The organism is Comamonas granuli NBRC 101663 (assembly GCF_000739995.1).
Classification (GTDB): domain Bacteria; phylum Pseudomonadota; class Gammaproteobacteria; order Burkholderiales; family Burkholderiaceae_C; genus Simplicispira; species Simplicispira granuli.
In genome coordinates, this window is the sequence record NZ_BBJX01000005.1 from 124640 (window position 1) to 141240 (window position 16601).

Genomic DNA, 16601 nt, shown 5'->3' on the forward strand with positions numbered 1-16601 from the left:
GCATGGCGGCATCTCCTCGCGTCGCGATGGTGGCGGGCGAGACCTCGGGCGATCTGCTCGCGGGCCTGCTGCTCGATGGGCTGCAGGCCCTGTGGCCGGGCCTGGCCAGCCAGGGCATCGGCGGCCCGCAGATGCAGCAGCGCGGCTTCGAGGCCTGGTGGCCCAGCGAGCGGCTTGCGGTGCACGGCTACAGCTTCGAGCTGCTGCGCCGCCTGGCCGAGATCATCGGCATCCGCAAGCGGCTGCGCGCGCGCCTGCTGCAGGATCGGCCCGACGTCTTCATCGGCGTGGACGCGCCCGACTTCAACCTGGGCCTGGAGGCTGACCTGCGCGCCGCCGGCATCAAGACCGTGCATTTCGTCTGCCCGTCCATCTGGGCCTGGCGCGCCGAGCGCGTGGAGAAGATCCGCCGCGCCGCCGACCATGTGCTGTGCATCTTCCCGTTCGAGCCCGAGCTGCTGGCGCGCCACGGCATCGAGGCCACCTACGTGGGCCACCCGCTGGCGGCCGTGATCCCCCTGGAGCCCGACCGCCGCGCCGCCCGCGCCGCGCTAGGCCTGGACGCGGGCGACGCCGTGCTGGCCGTGCTGCCGGGCAGCCGCTCGGCCGAGGTGCAGTACATTGCTCCCAAGTTTTTTGCCGCTGCAGCGCTCATCCAGCAAGCGCAACCAGCTATCAAAATCGTAGTGCCGGCCGTGCCTGCGCTGCGGGCGCGCGTCGAGCAGGCGGCGCAGGCCGCAGGCCTGGCGGGGCGGGTGCAGATCGTCAGCGGCCAGTCGCACACCGTGCTGGCGGCCTGCGACGTGACGCTGATCGCCAGCGGCACGGCCACGCTGGAGGCCATGCTGTTCAAGCGGCCCATGGTCATCGGCTACCACATGCACCCGCTGAGCTGGCGCCTCATGCGCCGCAAGCAATTGCAGCCCTGGGTGGGCCTGCCCAACATCCTGAGCGGCGCATTCGCCGTGCCCGAGCTGATCCAGGACGCCGCCACGCCGCAGGCCCTGGCCGCCGCCGTGCTCGACTGGTTCGACGCCCTGGGCCACGACCCCGCACGCATGGCCGCGCTGCACCACCGTTTCACTGCGCTGCACGAGAGCCTGCGGCGCGACACCCCGAGATTGGCCGCCGATGCGATCCAGAAAGTCCTTGCCGCACGTGCAGCCTGAGCAGGCCGCGCTCGACTGGCATGCCCCCCAGGGCCTGGTGGCCGGCGTGGACGAGGCCGGCCGCGGCCCCCTGGCGGGCCCGGTGGTGGCGGCGGCCGTGGTGCTCGACGAGCTGCAGCCCATCGCGGGCCTGGCCGATTCCAAGAAGCTCACCGCGCTGCGGCGCGCGCGGCTGTACGACGAGATCCGCGCCAAGGCCCTGTGCTGCAGCATTGCCGAGGCCAGCGTGGAGGAGATCGACCGCCTCAACATCCTGCAGGCCACGCTGCTGGCCATGCGCCGCGCGGTGCAGGGCCTGCGCCTGCGGCCGGCGCTGGTGCTGGTCGACGGCAACCGCCTGCCGGTGCTGGACGTGCCTGCCGAGGCCATCGTCCAGGGCGACGCGCGCGTGGCGGCGATCTCGGCGGCGTCCATCCTGGCCAAGGTGCACCGCGACCGCTGGTGCGCCCAGGTGCATGCGCAGTACCCGCAGTACGGCTTCGACGCGCACAAGGGCTACGGCACGGCGGCGCACCTGCAGGCCCTGCGCGCGCACGGCGCCTGCCCGCTGCACCGCCGCAGCTTCGCGCCCGTGGCCCAATGCCTGGAGGGCCAGCCGTGAGCGTGCCGCCCGTCACCGTGGTGCGTTCGCGCGACAACGCCTTGGCCAAGGACTTGCGCCGTCTGGCGCAGGACAGCACGGCCTACCGCAGGCAGGCCCGCGTGTGGCTGGAGGGCGACCACCTGTGCCGCGCCGCGCTGGCGCGCGGCCTGCGCCCGGCACTGGCGGTGTTTTCAGAGTCTTTTTGGCCTCTGGCGCCCGTGGAATGGGCGCAAGCAGCTACCAAAACGATAGTGCTGGCCGACGCCTTGTTTGCCGAGGTGAGCGCGCTGGAGTCCCCCGCCGCCATGGGCTACGTGCTGGAGCTGCCCGCGCCGGGGGCGCCCGACCCGCTCGCGCCCAGCGTGGTGCTCGACCGGGTGCAGGATGCGGGCAACGTCGGCTCCATCCTGCGCAGCGCGGCGGCCTTCGGCTTCACCCAGGTGCTGGCGCTCAAGGGCACGGCCGCACTGTGGTCGCCCAAGGTGCTGCGCGCGGGCATGGGCGCGCATTTCGGCCTGCGCCTGGTCGAGGGCCTGGACGTGCCGGACCTGGACGCGCTGCAGGTGCCGCTGCTCGTGACCCATGTGCACGGCGGCGCCTCCCTGCACCGCGCCGCGCTGCCCTGGCCCTGCGCCTGGGTGCTGGGGCACGAGGGGCAGGGCGTCTGCGAGGCGCTGCTGGCGCGTGCGCACCAGCGCATCCGCATCGCCCAGCCCGGCGGGGAGGAGTCGCTCAACGTGGCCGCCGCCGCCGCCATCTGCCTGCACGCCAGCGCGGCCGCTCGCGCCTGAGCGCTGGCGCCCGGCGCGGCGCAGAAACGGGGCACGGCCAGGGGTTGGGCGCGGGCCGTGTCAGCGCGCCGCAACCGTCTGCGGGTACAATCAAGGGCTTTCCTCGCAACAGCGTCGCCCGGCCGCAACCAAAGCAATAACCCATCCGAAAGCAGCCGACGCGCCACCCTGGCACCCTGCTGCCGGTGGCCGCACAGGCACCGGGCGACCGTAACCAACCGGAGAACCCAGTGCTTTTGTCTCTACAGGGACGCTTCCCTCCCGCCATCCTGGCGCTCGCAGACGGCACGGTCTTTGTCGGCAGCTCGATCGGTGCCCCCGGCACCACCGTCGGTGAAGTGGTGTTCAACACCGCCATGACCGGCTACCAGGAAATCCTCACGGACCCCAGCTATTGCCAGCAATTGGTGACCTTCACCTACCCGCACATCGGCAACTATGGCGTCAACCCCGAGGATGTCGAGTCCGGCAAGATCCAGGCCGCGGGCCTGATCATCAAGGACCTGCCGCTGATCGCCAGCAACTTCCGCAGCACCGAGACGCTGCCCGCCTACCTCGCGCGCGAGGGCACGGTGGCCATTGCCGACATCGACACGCGCCGCCTCACGCGCCTGCTGCGCAGCCAGGGCACGCAGAACGGCGCCATCGTCGCCCTCGCCGCGGGCGAGAGCGTGACGCAGGCGCACATCGACGCCGCGGTGGCTGCCGCCCAGGCCGCGCCCAGCATGGCGGGGCTGGACCTGGCCAAGGTGGTCAGCACCCCCCAGGCCTACGAGTGGACGCAGACCGAATGGCAGCTCGGCGCAGGCTTCGGCACGCTGCAGGAGCCGCGCTTTCACGTGGTGGCCTACGACTTCGGCGTGAAGAAGAACATCCTGCGCATGCTCTCCAGCCGCGGCTGCCGCGTGACGGTGGTGCCCGCCCAGACCAGCGCCGCCGAGGTGCTGGCCATGAACCCGGACGGGGTCTTCCTCTCCAACGGCCCGGGCGACCCCGAGCCTTGCGATTACGCCATTGCCGCCACGCGCACCCTCATCGACAGCGGCATTCCCCTGTTCGGCATCTGCCTGGGGCACCAGATCATGGCGCTGGCCTCGGGGGCGCGCACCTTCAAGATGGCGCACGGCCACCACGGCGCCAACCACCCCGTCAAGGACCTGGACTCGGGCCGCGTCTCCATCACCAGCCAGAACCACGGCTTCGCCGTCGATCTGGACTCGCTGCCCGCCTGCCTGCGGCCCACGCACGTGAGCCTGTTCGACGGCACGCTGCAGGGCCTGGTGCGCACCGACAAGCCGGCGTTCTGCTTCCAGGGCCACCCCGAGGCGCTGCCCGGGCCGCACGACATCGGCTACCTGTTCGACCGCTTCACCCAGGCCATGCGCGTGGCCAAGGCCTGAACCAGCGAGCAAGGTCCCAGGCCATGAAACTCTTCAGCTTCCCCCAGGCGATGCTCGAGAAGGCGATCCACAAGCGCATGCTCACCCTGCCTGCGCCGCACCGCGAGTGGTTCGCCGAGCGCTGGCAGCAAAAGCCCTACAAGAAGGCCTTTCTGGAAAACAAGGCCATGCCGCTGGTCACCCTCGTGGCCAAGGGCAAGACCTGGGACGAAGCCACCTTCGCCGAGGCGCTGCAGGAGTGGAACGTCACGTTCCACCTTGCCGAGGTCGAGGTGCTGCGCCCCCTGGTGCAAGGCGATGGCCTGCTGCAACTGATGCAGAAGAACCTGCCTGCCGCGCGTGCGCAGGCCCTGCTGGACAAGCTCGATTCCCCCCGCCCTGGCGCGCTCCCCGCTGCCGCCGCCGCGACCGACTGAAACACACCATGCCAAAACGCACAGACATCCACAGCATCCTCATCATCGGCGCCGGCCCGATCATCATCGGCCAGGCCTGCGAGTTCGACTACTCGGGCGTGCAGGCCTGCAAGGCGCTGCGCGAAGAGGGCTACAAGGTCATCCTGATCAACAGCAACCCGGCGACGATCATGACCGACCCGGCCACGGCCGACGTCACCTACATTGAGCCCATCACCTGGCAGACGGTCGAGAAGATCATCGCCAAGGAGCGTCCCGACGCCATTCTGCCCACCATGGGCGGCCAGACCGCGCTCAACTGCGCGCTGGACCTGTGGAAGCACGGCGTGCTCAACAAGTACCGCGTCGAGCTCATCGGCGCCAAGCCTGAATCCATCGACAAGGCCGAGGACCGCCTGAAGTTCAAGGACGCGATGACGCGCATCGGCCTCGAATCCGCGCGCTCGGGCATCGCCCACAGCATGGAGGAGGCCTGGGCCGTGCAAAAGCGCGTGGGCTTTCCCACCGTCATCCGCCCCAGCTTCACGCTGGGCGGCACGGGTGGGGGCATTGCCTACAACCCCGAGGAGTTCGAGACCATCTGCAAGCGCGGCCTGGAGGCTTCGCCCACCAATGAGCTGCTGATCGAGGAGTCGCTGCTGGGCTGGAAGGAGTTCGAGATGGAGGTGATCCGCGACAAGGCGGACAACTGCATCATCGTCTGCTCCATCGAGAACCTCGACCCCATGGGCGTGCACACGGGCGACTCCATCACCGTGGCGCCGGCGCAGACGCTCACCGACAAGGAATACCAGATCATGCGCAACGCCAGCCTGGCGGTGCTGCGCGAGATTGGCGTGGACACCGGCGGCTCCAACGTGCAGTTCGCGGTCAACCCCAAGGACGGCCGCATGATCGTCATCGAGATGAACCCGCGCGTGAGCCGTTCCTCGGCGCTGGCCTCCAAGGCCACGGGCTTCCCGATTGCCAAGGTCGCGGCCAAGCTGGCCGTGGGCTATACGCTCGACGAGCTGCGCAACGACATCACCGGCGGCGCCACGCCGGCCAGCTTCGAGCCCTCGATCGACTACGTGGTCACCAAGGTGCCGCGCTTTGCGTTCGAGAAATTCCCCGCGGCCGACAACCGCCTGACCACGCAGATGAAGAGCGTGGGCGAGGTCATGGCCATGGGCCGCACCTTCCAGGAATCGTTCCAGAAGGCGCTGCGCGGCCTGGAAGTCGGCGTGGACGGCATGAACGAGAAGACCCAGGACCGCGAGCTGCTCGAAAAGGAGCTGGGCGAGCCCGGCCCCGAGCGCATCTGGTACGTGGGCGACGCCTTCGCCATGGGCCTGTCGGTGGACGAGGTGTTCGAGCTCACCAAGATCGACCGCTGGTTCCTGGTGCAGATCGAGCAGATCGTGAAGATCGAGCTGGACATCGACGCGCACACGGCGCAGCACGGTGAGCAGGCGCTCGCCATGCTCTCGAAAGAGGAGCTGCGCGCGCTCAAGGCCAAGGGCTTCTCCGACCGCCGCCTGGCCAAGCTGCTCAAGACCACCGAAGGCGCCGTGCGCGCGGCGCGCCACGCCCAGGGCGTGCGCCCCGTGTACAAGCGCGTGGACACCTGCGCGGCCGAGTTCGCGACCAACACCGCCTACATGTATTCCAGCTACGACGAGGAGTGCGAAGCGGCGCCCACCGGCAAGAAGAAGATCATGGTGCTGGGCGGCGGCCCGAACCGCATCGGCCAGGGCATCGAGTTCGACTACTGCTGCGTGCACGCGGCCCTTGCCATGCGCGAGGACGGCTACGAGACCATCATGGTCAACTGCAACCCCGAGACCGTCTCGACCGACTACGACACCTCCGACCGCCTGTACTTCGAGCCGCTCACGCTCGAAGACGTGCTCGAGATCGTGGACAAGGAAAAGCCGCTGGGCGTGATCGTGCAGTACGGCGGCCAGACGCCCCTGAAGCTGGCCCTGGGCCTGGAGGCCGCGGGCGTGCCCATCATCGGCACCAGCCCCGACATGATCGACGCTGCCGAGGACCGCGAACGCTTCCAGCAACTGCTGCACACGCTGAACCTGCGCCAGCCGCCCAACGCCACCGCGCGCACCGAGCAGGAGGCGCTGGAGAAGGCCGCCGCCCTGGGCTACCCCCTGGTGGTGCGCCCCAGCTACGTGCTGGGCGGCCGCGCCATGGAGATCGTGCACGAGCAGCGCGACCTCGAGCGCTACATGCGCGAGGCCGTGAAGGTGAGCAACGACTCGCCCGTGCTGCTGGACCACTTCCTCTCCAACGCCATCGAGTGCGACGTGGACTGCGTGCGCGACGCCTCCGGCGCCGTGTTCATCGGCGGCGTGATGGAGCACATCGAGCAGGCGGGCGTGCACTCGGGGGACTCGGCCTGCTCGCTGCCGCCGTACTACCTCAAGGCCGAAACGGTGGCCGAGATCAAGCGCCAGACCGCGGCCATGGCCCAGGGCCTGAACGTGGTGGGCCTGATGAACGTGCAGTTCGCCATCCAGGAAACGGAAGCCGGCGACGTGACCTACGTGCTCGAAGTCAACCCGCGCGCCTCGCGCACCGTGCCCTTCGTCTCCAAGGCCACGGGCATCCAGCTTGCCAAGGTGGCGGCGCGCTGCATGGCGGGCCAGACGCTGGCCAGCCAGGGCATCGCCAAGGAAGTGACGCCGCCGTACTTCAGCGTCAAGGAGGCCGTGTTCCCCTTCGTCAAGTTCGCGGGCGTGGACCCCATCCTCGGCCCCGAGATGAAGTCCACGGGCGAGGTCATGGGCGTGGGCAAGACCTTTGGCGAGGCCTTCATCAAGAGCCAGCTCGGCGCCGGCACGCGCCTGCCGTCCTCGGGCAAGGTCTTCCTCACGGTGAAGAACGCCGACAAGCCGCGCGCCGTGGCCGTGGCGCGCGAGCTCGTCGCCATGGGCTTCGAGCTGCTGGCCACCAAGGGCACGGCCGCGGCCATTGCCGCTGCCGGCGTGCCCGTGGCGGTGATCAACAAGGTCACCGAGGGGCGCCCGAACATCGTGGACATGATGAAGAACAACGAGATCGCCATGGTCATCAACACGGTCGAGGAGCGGCGCAACGCCATCGCCGACTCGCGCGCCATCCGCACCAACGCGCTGGCGGCGCGCGTGACGACCTTCACCACCATCTTCGGCGCCGAGGCCGCGGTGGATGGCATGCGCGCCATGGACCAGCAGGGCGTGATCTCGGTGCAGGAGATGCACGCGCAGCTTGCCGCCTGAGCGGCAATTCGCGGCATAATGGCGCCGATCTGAAGACCGCCGCGCGGCAACGCGCGGCGGTTTCCCTTTTGTTGGGGCCGCCTGCCTGCGGCGTGCCCGTTTGATGACCATGGAGACCGACTGTATGGCCACCCTTCCCATCACCAAGCGCGGCGCCGAGAAGCTCAAGGCCGAGCTGCAGCGCCTCAAGACCGTGGACCGCCCGGCAGTGATCAACGCCATTGCCGAGGCGCGCGCGCAGGGCGACCTGAGCGAGAACGCCGAATACGACGCCGCCAAGGACCGCCAGGGCTTCATCGAGGGCCGCATCCAGGAGATCGAGGGCAAGCTCTCGGCGGCGCAGATCATCGACCCCGCCGCCCTCGACGCCGGCGGCCGCGTGGTCTTCGGCGCCACCGTGGAGCTCGAGGACGAGGACACGGGCGACGCCGTGCGCTACCAGATCGTGGGCGAGGACGAGGCCGACCTCAAGCAGGGCCTGATCAACATCGGCAGTCCCATCGCGCGCGCCCTCATCGGCAAGGAGCAGGGCGACACCGCCGAGGTGCAGGCGCCCGGCGGCGTGCGCCGCTACGAGATCGTCGGCGTGCGCTATGTGTGAGAGGCTGCCGGGGGGAGGGCGCCATGCGTGAACGCCTTCCCGTGCTGGCCGCTGCGCTGTGGTGGGGCAGCCTGTCGGCCATCGGCTTTGTGGCGGTGCCGCTGCTGTTTGCGCACCTGCCCACGCCCGCGCTGGCCGGCCAGACCGCGGCGCGCCTGTTCGAGGCGCAGACTTACATTTCGATAGCGTGTTGCGCTTGCCTGCTCTTGCTTTCCAAGCGGAAACATGCTGAAACCGAAGAAAAATGGGCGCGAGAAGCTATGGTTTTCATAGTCCTCGGCCTGCTGCTGGCCCTGCTGGTGCAGTACGGCGTGGCGCCGCGCATCCTCGCGCGGCACAACCTCAAGCTCTGGCACGGCGCGGGTACTGCGATGTATGCGGCGCAGTGGCTGTGCGCCCTGGCCGTGCTGTGGCGCACCGCCAAGCCAGGGACAACACCCCCCTGAGCGGCTGCGCCGCTTCTCTCGCATCGCTTGCGCGCTGCGGGAAGGGGACGACGCCAGCGCGGCGCGGCGTCCCGCTCCAGCGGCCATGGCGCAGCGTATGAAGAACGGACAGGCTCTTATTCGTGCCAGTGCTCGGCCACCCAGGTGGCGGGCCGGATGAAGCGAAAGCGCCGATTGCGCCGGCCTGCCAGGGCGTCGGGCGGATTGCATTCGCCATGGAAGATCACCACGCGCGCGCCCGGGGGCACGAAGGGCGCCTTCCAGTAGTTGCTGGGCCAGCGCGGGATGCTGTGGTACTTGAAACTCGGGCACCAGTCCTTGGGCCAGTAGCGCAGCTTGCCCTGGCGGTGCAGAAAGTCCGACAGGTAGGCCTGCTCGTTGCGAAAGCGCTGGCGGATCTCGGCGAAATGGCCGCGGAAGTACTCCAGCACGTCCGGGTGCGCGCCGAGCTCGAAGCGGTACACCGAGGAGTTGCCCGTGATGCGCCAGGGGCGCTTGTAGTCGTGGATGATGAGGAACTCGCCCGGCTCGGTGAAGAACGGGTCCAGGCTGCCGGTGACGACCACGTCGACGTCCAGGAACAGGGCCGTACCGTGCAGGCCGTGCAGGTCAGCGCTGAAGGTGGCCAGCTTGTTCCAGCCGCGCTCGGGAATGCCCTCGGGCAGGTCCAGCGGCGGGATGGGCAGGCAGCGCACCTCGGGGCGGATGCCGTGGGCGTCGTCGGTGAGGCAGACGAACTGGAACTCGCCGCTCAGGTGGCGGCGCACCATGGCGTAGAGCCGGTTGACGTACTCGGGGCCGTACTTGGTGCCCCACTTCATGCACAGCACATGGCGCTGCGCCGCCTTGCCGGGGGTGTCCTGCATGGCGTCAGCCGTCTTGGCGCTTCTTCACGGACACGGGCTTGCGCTTCTTGGCGCGCTTGACCTGGCCGCCGGGCGTGAGGCGCTGGTTGCCCAGCACGCGCAGGTACTTGACTTCGGGGCGCTGGCCGCCGCGCGGGCTGTTCTTGACCACTTTCACGGTCTTGGGGCCGGGCAGGCGGTCTTCGGCGGCGCTGCGCTGCTTGTCGGGCTGGGGGCGCCACAGCACCAGCAGCTTGCCGATGTGCTGCACGGGCGCGGCGTTCAATTCGGCGGCCAGTTGCTGGTAGATCAGTTCGCGCGCGGCGCGGTCGTCGCTGAAGACGCGGATCTTGATCAGGCCATGGGCGTTGAGGGCGGCGTCCACCTCCTTGCGCACGCCCTCGGTCAGGCCGTCGGCGCCGATGAGCACGACGGGATCGAGGTGGTGCGCCTCGGCGCGGTGGGCCCGGCGCTCGGCCGGGCTGAGTTCGATTTGGGGCATAGCGGCATATTATCCGCCGCCCGGCGACAATGGCGTGCTATGAAAGCCAGGACGCAGAGCAAGAAAGTCAACAAGGCATGGCTGAGCGACCATGTCAACGACCCCTACGTGAAGCTCGCCCAGAAGGAGGGCTACCGCTCGCGCGCCGCCTACAAGCTGCAGGAGATCGATACGCTGTTCGACCTCATCCGCCCCGGCGCCACGGTGGTGGACCTGGGCTGCGCGCCCGGCGCGTGGTGCCAGTATGCGCGCCGCCGGCTCGCTCCCGAGGGCGCGGCCGCGGGGCAGCTCGGCGGCGCCATCATCGGGCTCGACCTGCTGCCCATGGAGCCCATCGAGGGCGTCAGCTTCCTGCAGGGAGATTTCCGCGACCCCGAGGTGCTTGCGCGCCTGGAGGCCGCGCTGGCCGGGCGGCCGGTGGACGTGGTCATCTCGGACATGGCGCCCAATCTGTCGGGCATTGCCGCCGCCGATGCCGCGCGCGCCGCCGACCTCGTGGAACTGGCCGTGGACTTCGCCTGCGCGCACCTGCGGCCCGGGGGGGCGCTGGTGGCCAAGGTCTTTCACGGCAGTGGGTACGACGCGCTCGTGCGCCTGTTCCGCAGCCGTTTCCAGCGCGTCAAGCCGGTCAAGCCCAAGGCCTCGCGTGACAAGTCGGCCGAAACTTATCTGGTGGGCATCGGTCCCATGCAGGATGGCGGCCCGCCTTGAGGCGCCAGGCGTGCGAAAACCCGCGCTTTTTCCATGGGTGAGCCTTGCAAGTCAAGGGGTTATGGATTGAAACGCCTAAAATCGCACCCATCTGGGTTCAGAAACCTTTTTCCGCCCCCTCTCGATCGGAGTCGCGCTTGAACAATCAGTGGTTTTCCAAAGTCGCCGTGTGGCTGGTCATCGCCATGGTGCTGTTCACCGTGTTCAAGCAGTTTGACACGCGGGGGATGAGCGCCGCGGGCCATGTCGGCTATTCCGAATTCCTGGAGGAGGTGCGCAACGGCCGCATCAAGAACGCCACCATCCAGGAAGGCGCGGGCGGCTCCGAAATCGTCGCCATCACGCAGGACGACCGGCGCATCCGCACCACGGCCACCTACCTGGACCGCGGCCTGATCGGCGATCTGATCAACAACAACGTCAAGTTCGACGTCAAGCCGCGCGAAGAAGGCTCGCTGCTCATGACCCTGCTCGTGAGCTGGGGCCCCATGCTGCTGCTGATCGGCGTGTGGGTGTACTTCATGCGCCAGATGCAGGGCGGTGGCAAGGGGGGGGCGTTCAGCTTCGGCAAGTCCAAGGCACGCATGCTCGACGAGAACAACAACACCGTCACCTTCGCCGACGTCGCCGGTTGCGACGAGGCCAAGGAGGAGGTCAAGGAGGTCGTGGACTTCCTGAAAGACCCGCAGAAGTTCCAGAAGCTCGGCGGCCGCATTCCGCGCGGCCTGTTGCTGGTCGGCCCGCCCGGCACCGGCAAGACGCTGCTGGCCAAGTCCATCGCGGGCGAGGCCAAGGTACCGTTCTTCAGCATCTCGGGTTCCGACTTCGTGGAGATGTTCGTCGGTGTGGGCGCGGCGCGCGTGCGCGACATGTTCGAGAACGCCAAGAAGAACGCGCCCTGCATCATCTTCATCGACGAAATCGACGCCGTGGGCCGCCAGCGCGGTGCCGGCCTGGGTGGTGGCAACGACGAGCGCGAGCAGACGCTGAACCAGATGCTGGTCGAGATGGACGGCTTCGAGACCAACCTTGGCGTGATCGTGGTCGCCGCGACCAACCGGCCCGACATCCTCGATGCCGCACTGCTGCGCCCCGGCCGCTTCGACCGCCAGGTCTACGTGACGCTGCCCGACATCCGCGGCCGCGAGCAGATCCTGAACGTGCACATGCGCAAGATCCCCGTGGGCCAGGACGTGAGCCCCGCCATCATCGCGCGCGGCACGCCCGGCATGAGCGGCGCCGACCTGGCCAACCTGTGCAACGAGGCCGCCCTCATGGCCGCACGCCGCAATGCGCGCGTGGTCGAGATGCAGGACTTCGAGAAGGCCAAGGACAAGATCATCATGGGCCCCGAGCGCAAGAGCATGGTCATGCCCGAGGAAGAGCGCCGTAACACCGCCTACCACGAGGCCGGCCACGCGCTCATCGGTAAGCTCCTGCCCAAGTGCGATCCGGTGCACAAGGTCACCATCATCCCGCGCGGCCGCGCCCTGGGCGTGACCATGAGTCTGCCCGAGAAGGACCGCTACTCCTACGACAAGGAGTACATGCTCAACCAGATCGCCATGCTGTTCGGCGGCCGCATTGCCGAGGAAGTGTTCATGCACCAGATGACCACGGGTGCCAGCAATGACTTCGAGCGCGCCACGCACATCGCGCGCGACATGGTCATGCGCTACGGCATGAGCGAGGCCCTGGGCCCCATGGTCTATGCCGAGAACGAGGGCGAGGTGTTCCTGGGCCGCTCGGTCACCAAGACCACCAACATCTCGGAAGAGACCATGCAGAAGGTCGATGCCGAGGTGCGCCGCATCATCGACGAGCAGTACGCCCTGGCGCGCCGCCTGATCGAGGAGCATTCCGACAAGATGCACGCCATGGCCAAGGCCATGCTCGACTGGGAAACCATCGACGCCGAGCAGCTCGACGACATCATGGCCGGCAAGGAGCCGCGTCCGCCCAAGGACTGGACGCCGCGCACGCCCCCGTCCGGCGGTGACGGCCCCAGCGGCGGCACGCCGGCCGTCAAGGCCGATCCCACGCCCACGGCGGCGTAAGATCAGGCCGAACCATTCTGCAACGGGGCCCAGCGCCCCGTTTTTCGTACCCCGGGCCCTTTCCATGCACTGGCAGACCTCCCGCTTTCGCCTCGACCTGTCGCGCCCGCTGGTGATGGGCATCGTCAACGTAACACCTGACTCGTTTTCCGACGGGGGGCGGCATGCCGACACCGCGGCGGCGCTGCGCCATGGCGAGCAATTGCTCAAGGACGGCGCCGACATCCTGGACATCGGCGGTGAATCCACCCGCCCGGGCAGTCCGCGCGTGCCACTGGAGGTGGAGCTGGCGCGGGTGCTGCCCGTCGTGCGCGCGGCCGTGTCCTGGGGGGTGCCCCTTTCGGTGGACACCTACAAGAGCGCCGTGATGCAGCAGGTGTTGGACCTGGGGGCCGACATCATCAACGACATCGCTGCCCTGCGCGAGCCCGGTGCCGCAGAAGCCGTGGCCGCTCACCCGGCCTGCGGCGTGTGCCTGATGCACATGCACCGCGACCCGCAGACCATGCAGGTGCAGCCCATGGCGGGCGATGTGCTCCCTCCGGTGCTCTCGTTTTTGGAGCTGCGGGCGCAGGCTCTGCAAGCGCTGGGGGTCGATAAGGCACGTATCGTGCTCGACCCCGGAATAGGTTTTGGCAAGACCGTGGAGCAGAACTTCGCGCTGCTCGCGCGCCAGGGCGAGCTGCTCGCGGCGGGCTACCCGCTGCTGGCGGGCTGGTCGCGCAAGTCTGCGCTGGGCGCCGTGACCGGACTGGACGCACCGCAGCGCACCATCCCCAGCGTGGCCGCGGCCGTGCTGGCTGCGGAGCGCGGTGCGCATGTGTTGCGCGTGCACGATGTGCGCGAGACCGTGCAGGCCCTGAAGATCCTGGCGGCGGTGCAGGCCGCCGCACCCCGGCCCGGTCCGCCATAGCGTACTAAATCGCTCATGTTTGCTTGCCGCCGGGCAAGGGGAGGAATAGCATGGTTTACCCTTATTTGAAAAAGGTCTTTATCATGCTAATCACCCGGCGACACTGGATGGGAGCTGGCGTAGCAGGTGCCATGAGCGCCCTGGCAGCAGGCTTCGAACTTTCTCCGGTATTCAAGGCCTTTGCGGCAGAGCCGGATGCCGCAGCCGAACTCGCCGCGCTCAAGACCTTCAGCGGCAAGGTGCACCATGCCACGCACTATGGTCCGCTGATCGCCACGGTCGAGCGCGGAAAAATCGTCAAGGTCGAGGCGCAGGCCAGTGACAAGCGCCCCACGCCCATGCTGACGGAAGGGGTTCTGGACCGCACCTACGACAAGACGCGCATCACCGGGCCCATGGTGCGCAAGTCCTACCTGGAGTGGGAGCAAAACGGCCGCAAGGGCAGCAACAAGCCCGAGCTGCGCGGCAAGGACGAGTGGGTGCAGGTGAGCTGGGACACGGCCCTGGGCCTGACCGCCAAGGCCATTCTCGACACCATCGAAAAGTACGGCAACGAAGGCTGCTTCTCCAGCTCCTACGGCGGCTGGTCGCACGCGGGCATCTTCCGGCCCAACGTGCTGCAGGGGCGCTTCTTCAACCTGCTGGGCGGCTCCTCCATCACCACCGGCGACTACTCGGCGGGCGCGGGCCAGCTCATCATGCCGATGGTGATCGGCGACATGGAGGTGTATTCCGCCCAGACGGCGTGGGAACAGTTGCGCGACAACACCGAGCTGGTGGTGTTCATTGGCTGCGACCCGGACAAGAACAACCGCATCGAGTACACGGTGTGCGACCACGAGATGTACGGCGGCTGGGACGCCATCAAGCAGGCGGGCTGTCAGTTCATGTCCATCAACCCGCAGGTGACCACCACGGACGAAAAGATGGGCTCGGAGTGGGTGCGCATCATCCCCAACACCGACACGGCGCTGTTCCTGGCCATGGGCTACCACCTCATCAGCCAGAACAAGCACAACCAAGCCTTCATCGACAAGTACACGGTGGGCTTCGACAAGTACCGCGCCTACCTGGAAGGCAAGGACGGCACGCCGCCCAAGACGCCCGAATGGGCGGCAAAAATCACCGGCATTCCCGCGGCCAAGATCCGCTCCATGGCCGAGCTGATGGCGTCCAAGCGCACGCAGTTGTGCGGCTCCTGGGCCATTCAGCGCGCGCACCACGGCGAGATGCCGTACTGGGCCATCGTCAACTTCGCCTGCATTCTGGGCAACATCGGTCTGCCCGGGCAGGGTGTGGGCTTTAGCTGGCACTACGGCGGCGGCGGCATGCCGCAGTCGGGCGGCACCGCGCCCACGGGCCTGTCGCAGGGGCGCAACCCGGTCAAGAAGATCTGCCCGGCCTCGCGCATCAGCGAGATGCTGCTCAACCCCGGCAAGGAATTCACCTACAACGGCAGCAAGTACACCTATCCCAAGGTCAAGCTGATCTACAACGCCGGCAACAACGTCTTCTCGCACCAGCAGGATCTGAACGAATTCGCCCGTGCCCTGCGCACGGTGGACACGGTGATCTGCCACGAGCCCTGGTGGAATGGCTCTGCGCGCTGGGCCGATATCGTGCTGGCCGCCACCACCACGGTGGAGCGCAACGATATTTCTTCGGCCGGCACCTACAGCATCGACAAGGTGTACGCGATGAAGCAGGTCATCGCGCCGCAGCACGATGCGCTGGACGATTTTGAAATCTTCCGCCGTCTGGCCGAGCTGTGCGGCATCGAGTACGCCTTCACCGAGGGCAAGACGCCAATGGACTACGTCAAGGCAGCCTACGAAGCGAGCTCGGCCGCCAAGGACACACCCTTCGAGAAGTTCTGGGCCGAGGGCATGGCGCGCATTCCGGTGCCGCCCGAGGCGCACAAGTGGGTACGCCATGGTGACTTCCGCGCCGATCCGGTGAAAAACCCGCTGCACACCAACAGCGGCAAGATCGAGATGTATTCCTCCACCATTGCGAAGATGAACATCCCCGACATGCCGCCCATGCCCCAATGGCAGGAACCCGGCGAGTACCTGGGCAATGCGCGCAAGGGCCAGGTGCATGTGGTCAGCCCGCACCCCTACTGGCGCCTGCACTCGCAGCTCAACAACTCCGAATCGCTGCGCAAGCGCTATACCGTGCAGACGCGCGAGCCCTTGACCATCAGCGTCGAGGACGCCAGGGCCCATGGCATCAAGGATGGCGATCTGGTCGAGCTGCGCAACGAGCGCGGCGCGGTGGTGGTGGGTGCGCGCGTGTCCGACAAGATCATGCCCGGCGTGGTCAGCCTGTACGAAGGCGCCTGGCCGCAGCTCGACAGCAAGGGCCGCTGCAACAACGGCCTGATCAACTTCCTGACCTCGAGCCGGCGCGCCAGTGGCCTGACGCAGGCCACCACGGCGAACACCTGCATCGCGTCGATGCGCAAATGCACCGATGCCGACCCGGGCGGTACCAAGGCCTTCGAGCCGCCGAAGATCATCAAGAGCGATATCCGCTTCGACGAGAAGTTCTACGGCGCCGAGCGGGCACAAGTCCTGCGCGAGAAGGCCACGGCCTCGCTCTCGCCTGCCGAGCAGATCTTCTACCAGCGCTGCACGGTCTGCCACGGCCCGCGCGATCCTGGCCAGTTCACCGAGAAACAGTGGCTGGGCATCACCCCCAGCATGTTCCAGCGTGCCGGCCTGACCGACGACGAGCAGAAGGTCGTGCTGGAATTCCTGCTCAAGAACGCCAAGCACTGAGCGCCACGCCCTGACCGAAAAACCCCGCTCTGCGGGGTTTTTTTCGTGGTGCGCCCGGCGCAGTGCGCGCCGCCGGGCGCGGCGCCCGCCGCTGGTAGACTGCCGGGCTTGAGCATCCAGCGCGCAGCGC

General features: G+C 67.9%; 14 protein-coding genes. 12 read left to right on the forward strand and 2 right to left on the reverse strand.

Features of this window, described 5'->3' with window-relative positions; translation table 11 throughout:
- Positions 1-2 precede the first annotated feature (2 nt).
- The 8 genes from lpxB to CGR01S_RS06200 all read left to right on the forward strand — a co-directional run bounded on the left by lpxB (position 3) and on the right by CGR01S_RS06200 (position 8660).
- Entirely contained in the window at positions 3-1169 is a 1167-nt protein-coding gene (gene lpxB, locus CGR01S_RS06165) for a lipid-A-disaccharide synthase (protein WP_042423881.1), read from the forward strand.
- The gene (rnhB, locus tag CGR01S_RS06170) at positions 1132-1770 is read left to right on the forward strand and encodes a ribonuclease HII (RefSeq protein ID WP_042423884.1); all 639 of its coding nucleotides are present in this window, start codon (positions 1132-1134) and stop codon (positions 1768-1770) included. Before lpxB ends, rnhB begins: the two co-directional genes overlap by 38 nt.
- Complete coding sequence (locus CGR01S_RS06175; protein ID WP_042423887.1) at positions 1749-2543, forward strand: TrmH family RNA methyltransferase; 795 nt, start codon at positions 1749-1751, stop codon at positions 2541-2543. The genes rnhB and CGR01S_RS06175 overlap by 22 nt, the downstream gene beginning before the upstream one ends.
- A gap of 230 nt (positions 2544-2773) precedes the next feature.
- Entirely contained in the window at positions 2774-3943 is a 1170-nt protein-coding gene (carA, locus tag CGR01S_RS06180) for a glutamine-hydrolyzing carbamoyl-phosphate synthase small subunit (protein WP_042423891.1), read from the forward strand.
- 23 nt (positions 3944-3966) lie between these two features.
- On the forward strand, positions 3967-4359 hold the full coding sequence (locus CGR01S_RS06185; protein ID WP_042423894.1) for a hypothetical protein: 393 nt from the start codon (positions 3967-3969) through the stop codon (positions 4357-4359).
- A gap of 8 nt (positions 4360-4367) precedes the next feature.
- Entirely contained in the window at positions 4368-7613 is a 3246-nt protein-coding gene (gene carB / locus CGR01S_RS06190; RefSeq protein ID WP_042423897.1) for a carbamoyl-phosphate synthase large subunit, read from the forward strand.
- A 124-nt stretch (positions 7614-7737) separates the two neighbouring features.
- The gene (greA, locus tag CGR01S_RS06195) at positions 7738-8214 is read left to right on the forward strand and encodes a transcription elongation factor GreA (protein ID WP_042424602.1); all 477 of its coding nucleotides are present in this window, start codon (positions 7738-7740) and stop codon (positions 8212-8214) included.
- 23 nt (positions 8215-8237) lie between these two features.
- Positions 8238-8660 carry a DUF4149 domain-containing protein gene (locus tag CGR01S_RS06200; protein ID WP_042423900.1) on the forward strand — a complete coding sequence of 141 codons (423 nt, stop codon included), beginning with the start codon at positions 8238-8240 and terminating at the stop codon, positions 8658-8660.
- Positions 8661-8776: 116 nt separating this feature from the next.
- On the opposite strand, the gene CGR01S_RS06205 is transcribed toward CGR01S_RS06200, so the two are convergent.
- Together CGR01S_RS06205 and CGR01S_RS06210 are read right to left on the reverse strand one after the other, a co-directional pair.
- Positions 8777-9526 carry a hypothetical protein gene (locus CGR01S_RS06205; RefSeq protein WP_042423903.1) on the reverse strand — a complete coding sequence of 250 codons (750 nt, stop codon included), beginning with the start codon at positions 9524-9526 and terminating at the stop codon, positions 8777-8779.
- 4 nt (positions 9527-9530) lie between these two features.
- Positions 9531-10007: a YhbY family RNA-binding protein gene (locus CGR01S_RS06210; RefSeq protein WP_042423907.1), complete on the reverse strand. Its 477-nt coding sequence runs from the start codon at positions 10005-10007 to the stop codon at positions 9531-9533.
- A gap of 39 nt (positions 10008-10046) precedes the next feature.
- Between CGR01S_RS06210 and CGR01S_RS06215 the strand changes: the two genes are divergently transcribed.
- From CGR01S_RS06215 to CGR01S_RS06230, 4 genes are all read left to right on the forward strand, one after another.
- Positions 10047-10718, forward strand: a complete 672-nt coding sequence (locus CGR01S_RS06215) for an RlmE family RNA methyltransferase (protein ID WP_042423911.1) — start codon at positions 10047-10049, stop codon at positions 10716-10718.
- 137 nt (positions 10719-10855) lie between these two features.
- Positions 10856-12775: an ATP-dependent zinc metalloprotease FtsH gene (ftsH, locus tag CGR01S_RS06220; RefSeq protein WP_042423914.1), complete on the forward strand. Its 1920-nt coding sequence runs from the start codon at positions 10856-10858 to the stop codon at positions 12773-12775.
- Positions 12776-12839: 64 nt separating this feature from the next.
- Positions 12840-13688 carry a dihydropteroate synthase gene (gene folP, locus CGR01S_RS06225; RefSeq protein WP_042423917.1) on the forward strand — a complete coding sequence of 283 codons (849 nt, stop codon included), beginning with the start codon at positions 12840-12842 and terminating at the stop codon, positions 13686-13688.
- Between the two features lie 131 nt (positions 13689-13819).
- Positions 13820-16471 carry a molybdopterin-dependent oxidoreductase gene (locus tag CGR01S_RS06230; protein WP_217997527.1) on the forward strand — a complete coding sequence of 884 codons (2652 nt, stop codon included), beginning with the start codon at positions 13820-13822 and terminating at the stop codon, positions 16469-16471.
- The last annotated feature ends 130 nt before the right edge of the window (positions 16472-16601 follow it).

Bases quoted from the DNA above. Each gene is read 5' to 3' on its own strand.
- CGR01S_RS06210 (WP_042423907.1), bottom strand. From the start codon at position 10,007: ATGCCCCAAATCGAACTCAGCCCGGCCGAGCGCCGGGCCCACCGCGCC.
- carB (WP_042423897.1), top strand. From the start codon at position 4,368: ATGCCAAAACGCACAGACATCCACAGCATCCTCATCATCGGCGCCGGC.
- CGR01S_RS06230 (WP_217997527.1), top strand. From the start codon at position 13,820: ATGAGCGCCCTGGCAGCAGGCTTCGAACTTTCTCCGGTATTCAAGGCC.
- rnhB (WP_042423884.1), top strand. From the start codon at position 1,132: ATGCGATCCAGAAAGTCCTTGCCGCACGTGCAGCCTGAGCAGGCCGCG.
- CGR01S_RS06200 (WP_042423900.1), top strand. From the start codon at position 8,238: ATGCGTGAACGCCTTCCCGTGCTGGCCGCTGCGCTGTGGTGGGGCAGC.
- folP (WP_042423917.1), top strand. From the start codon at position 12,840: ATGCACTGGCAGACCTCCCGCTTTCGCCTCGACCTGTCGCGCCCGCTG.
- CGR01S_RS06175 (WP_042423887.1), top strand. From the start codon at position 1,749: ATGCCTGGAGGGCCAGCCGTGAGCGTGCCGCCCGTCACCGTGGTGCGT.
- CGR01S_RS06185 (WP_042423894.1), top strand. From the start codon at position 3,967: ATGAAACTCTTCAGCTTCCCCCAGGCGATGCTCGAGAAGGCGATCCAC.
- lpxB (WP_042423881.1), top strand. From the start codon at position 3: ATGGCGGCATCTCCTCGCGTCGCGATGGTGGCGGGCGAGACCTCGGGC.
- CGR01S_RS06205 (WP_042423903.1), bottom strand. From the start codon at position 9,526: ATGCAGGACACCCCCGGCAAGGCGGCGCAGCGCCATGTGCTGTGCATG.
- greA (WP_042424602.1), top strand. From the start codon at position 7,738: ATGGCCACCCTTCCCATCACCAAGCGCGGCGCCGAGAAGCTCAAGGCC.
- CGR01S_RS06215 (WP_042423911.1), top strand. From the start codon at position 10,047: ATGAAAGCCAGGACGCAGAGCAAGAAAGTCAACAAGGCATGGCTGAGC.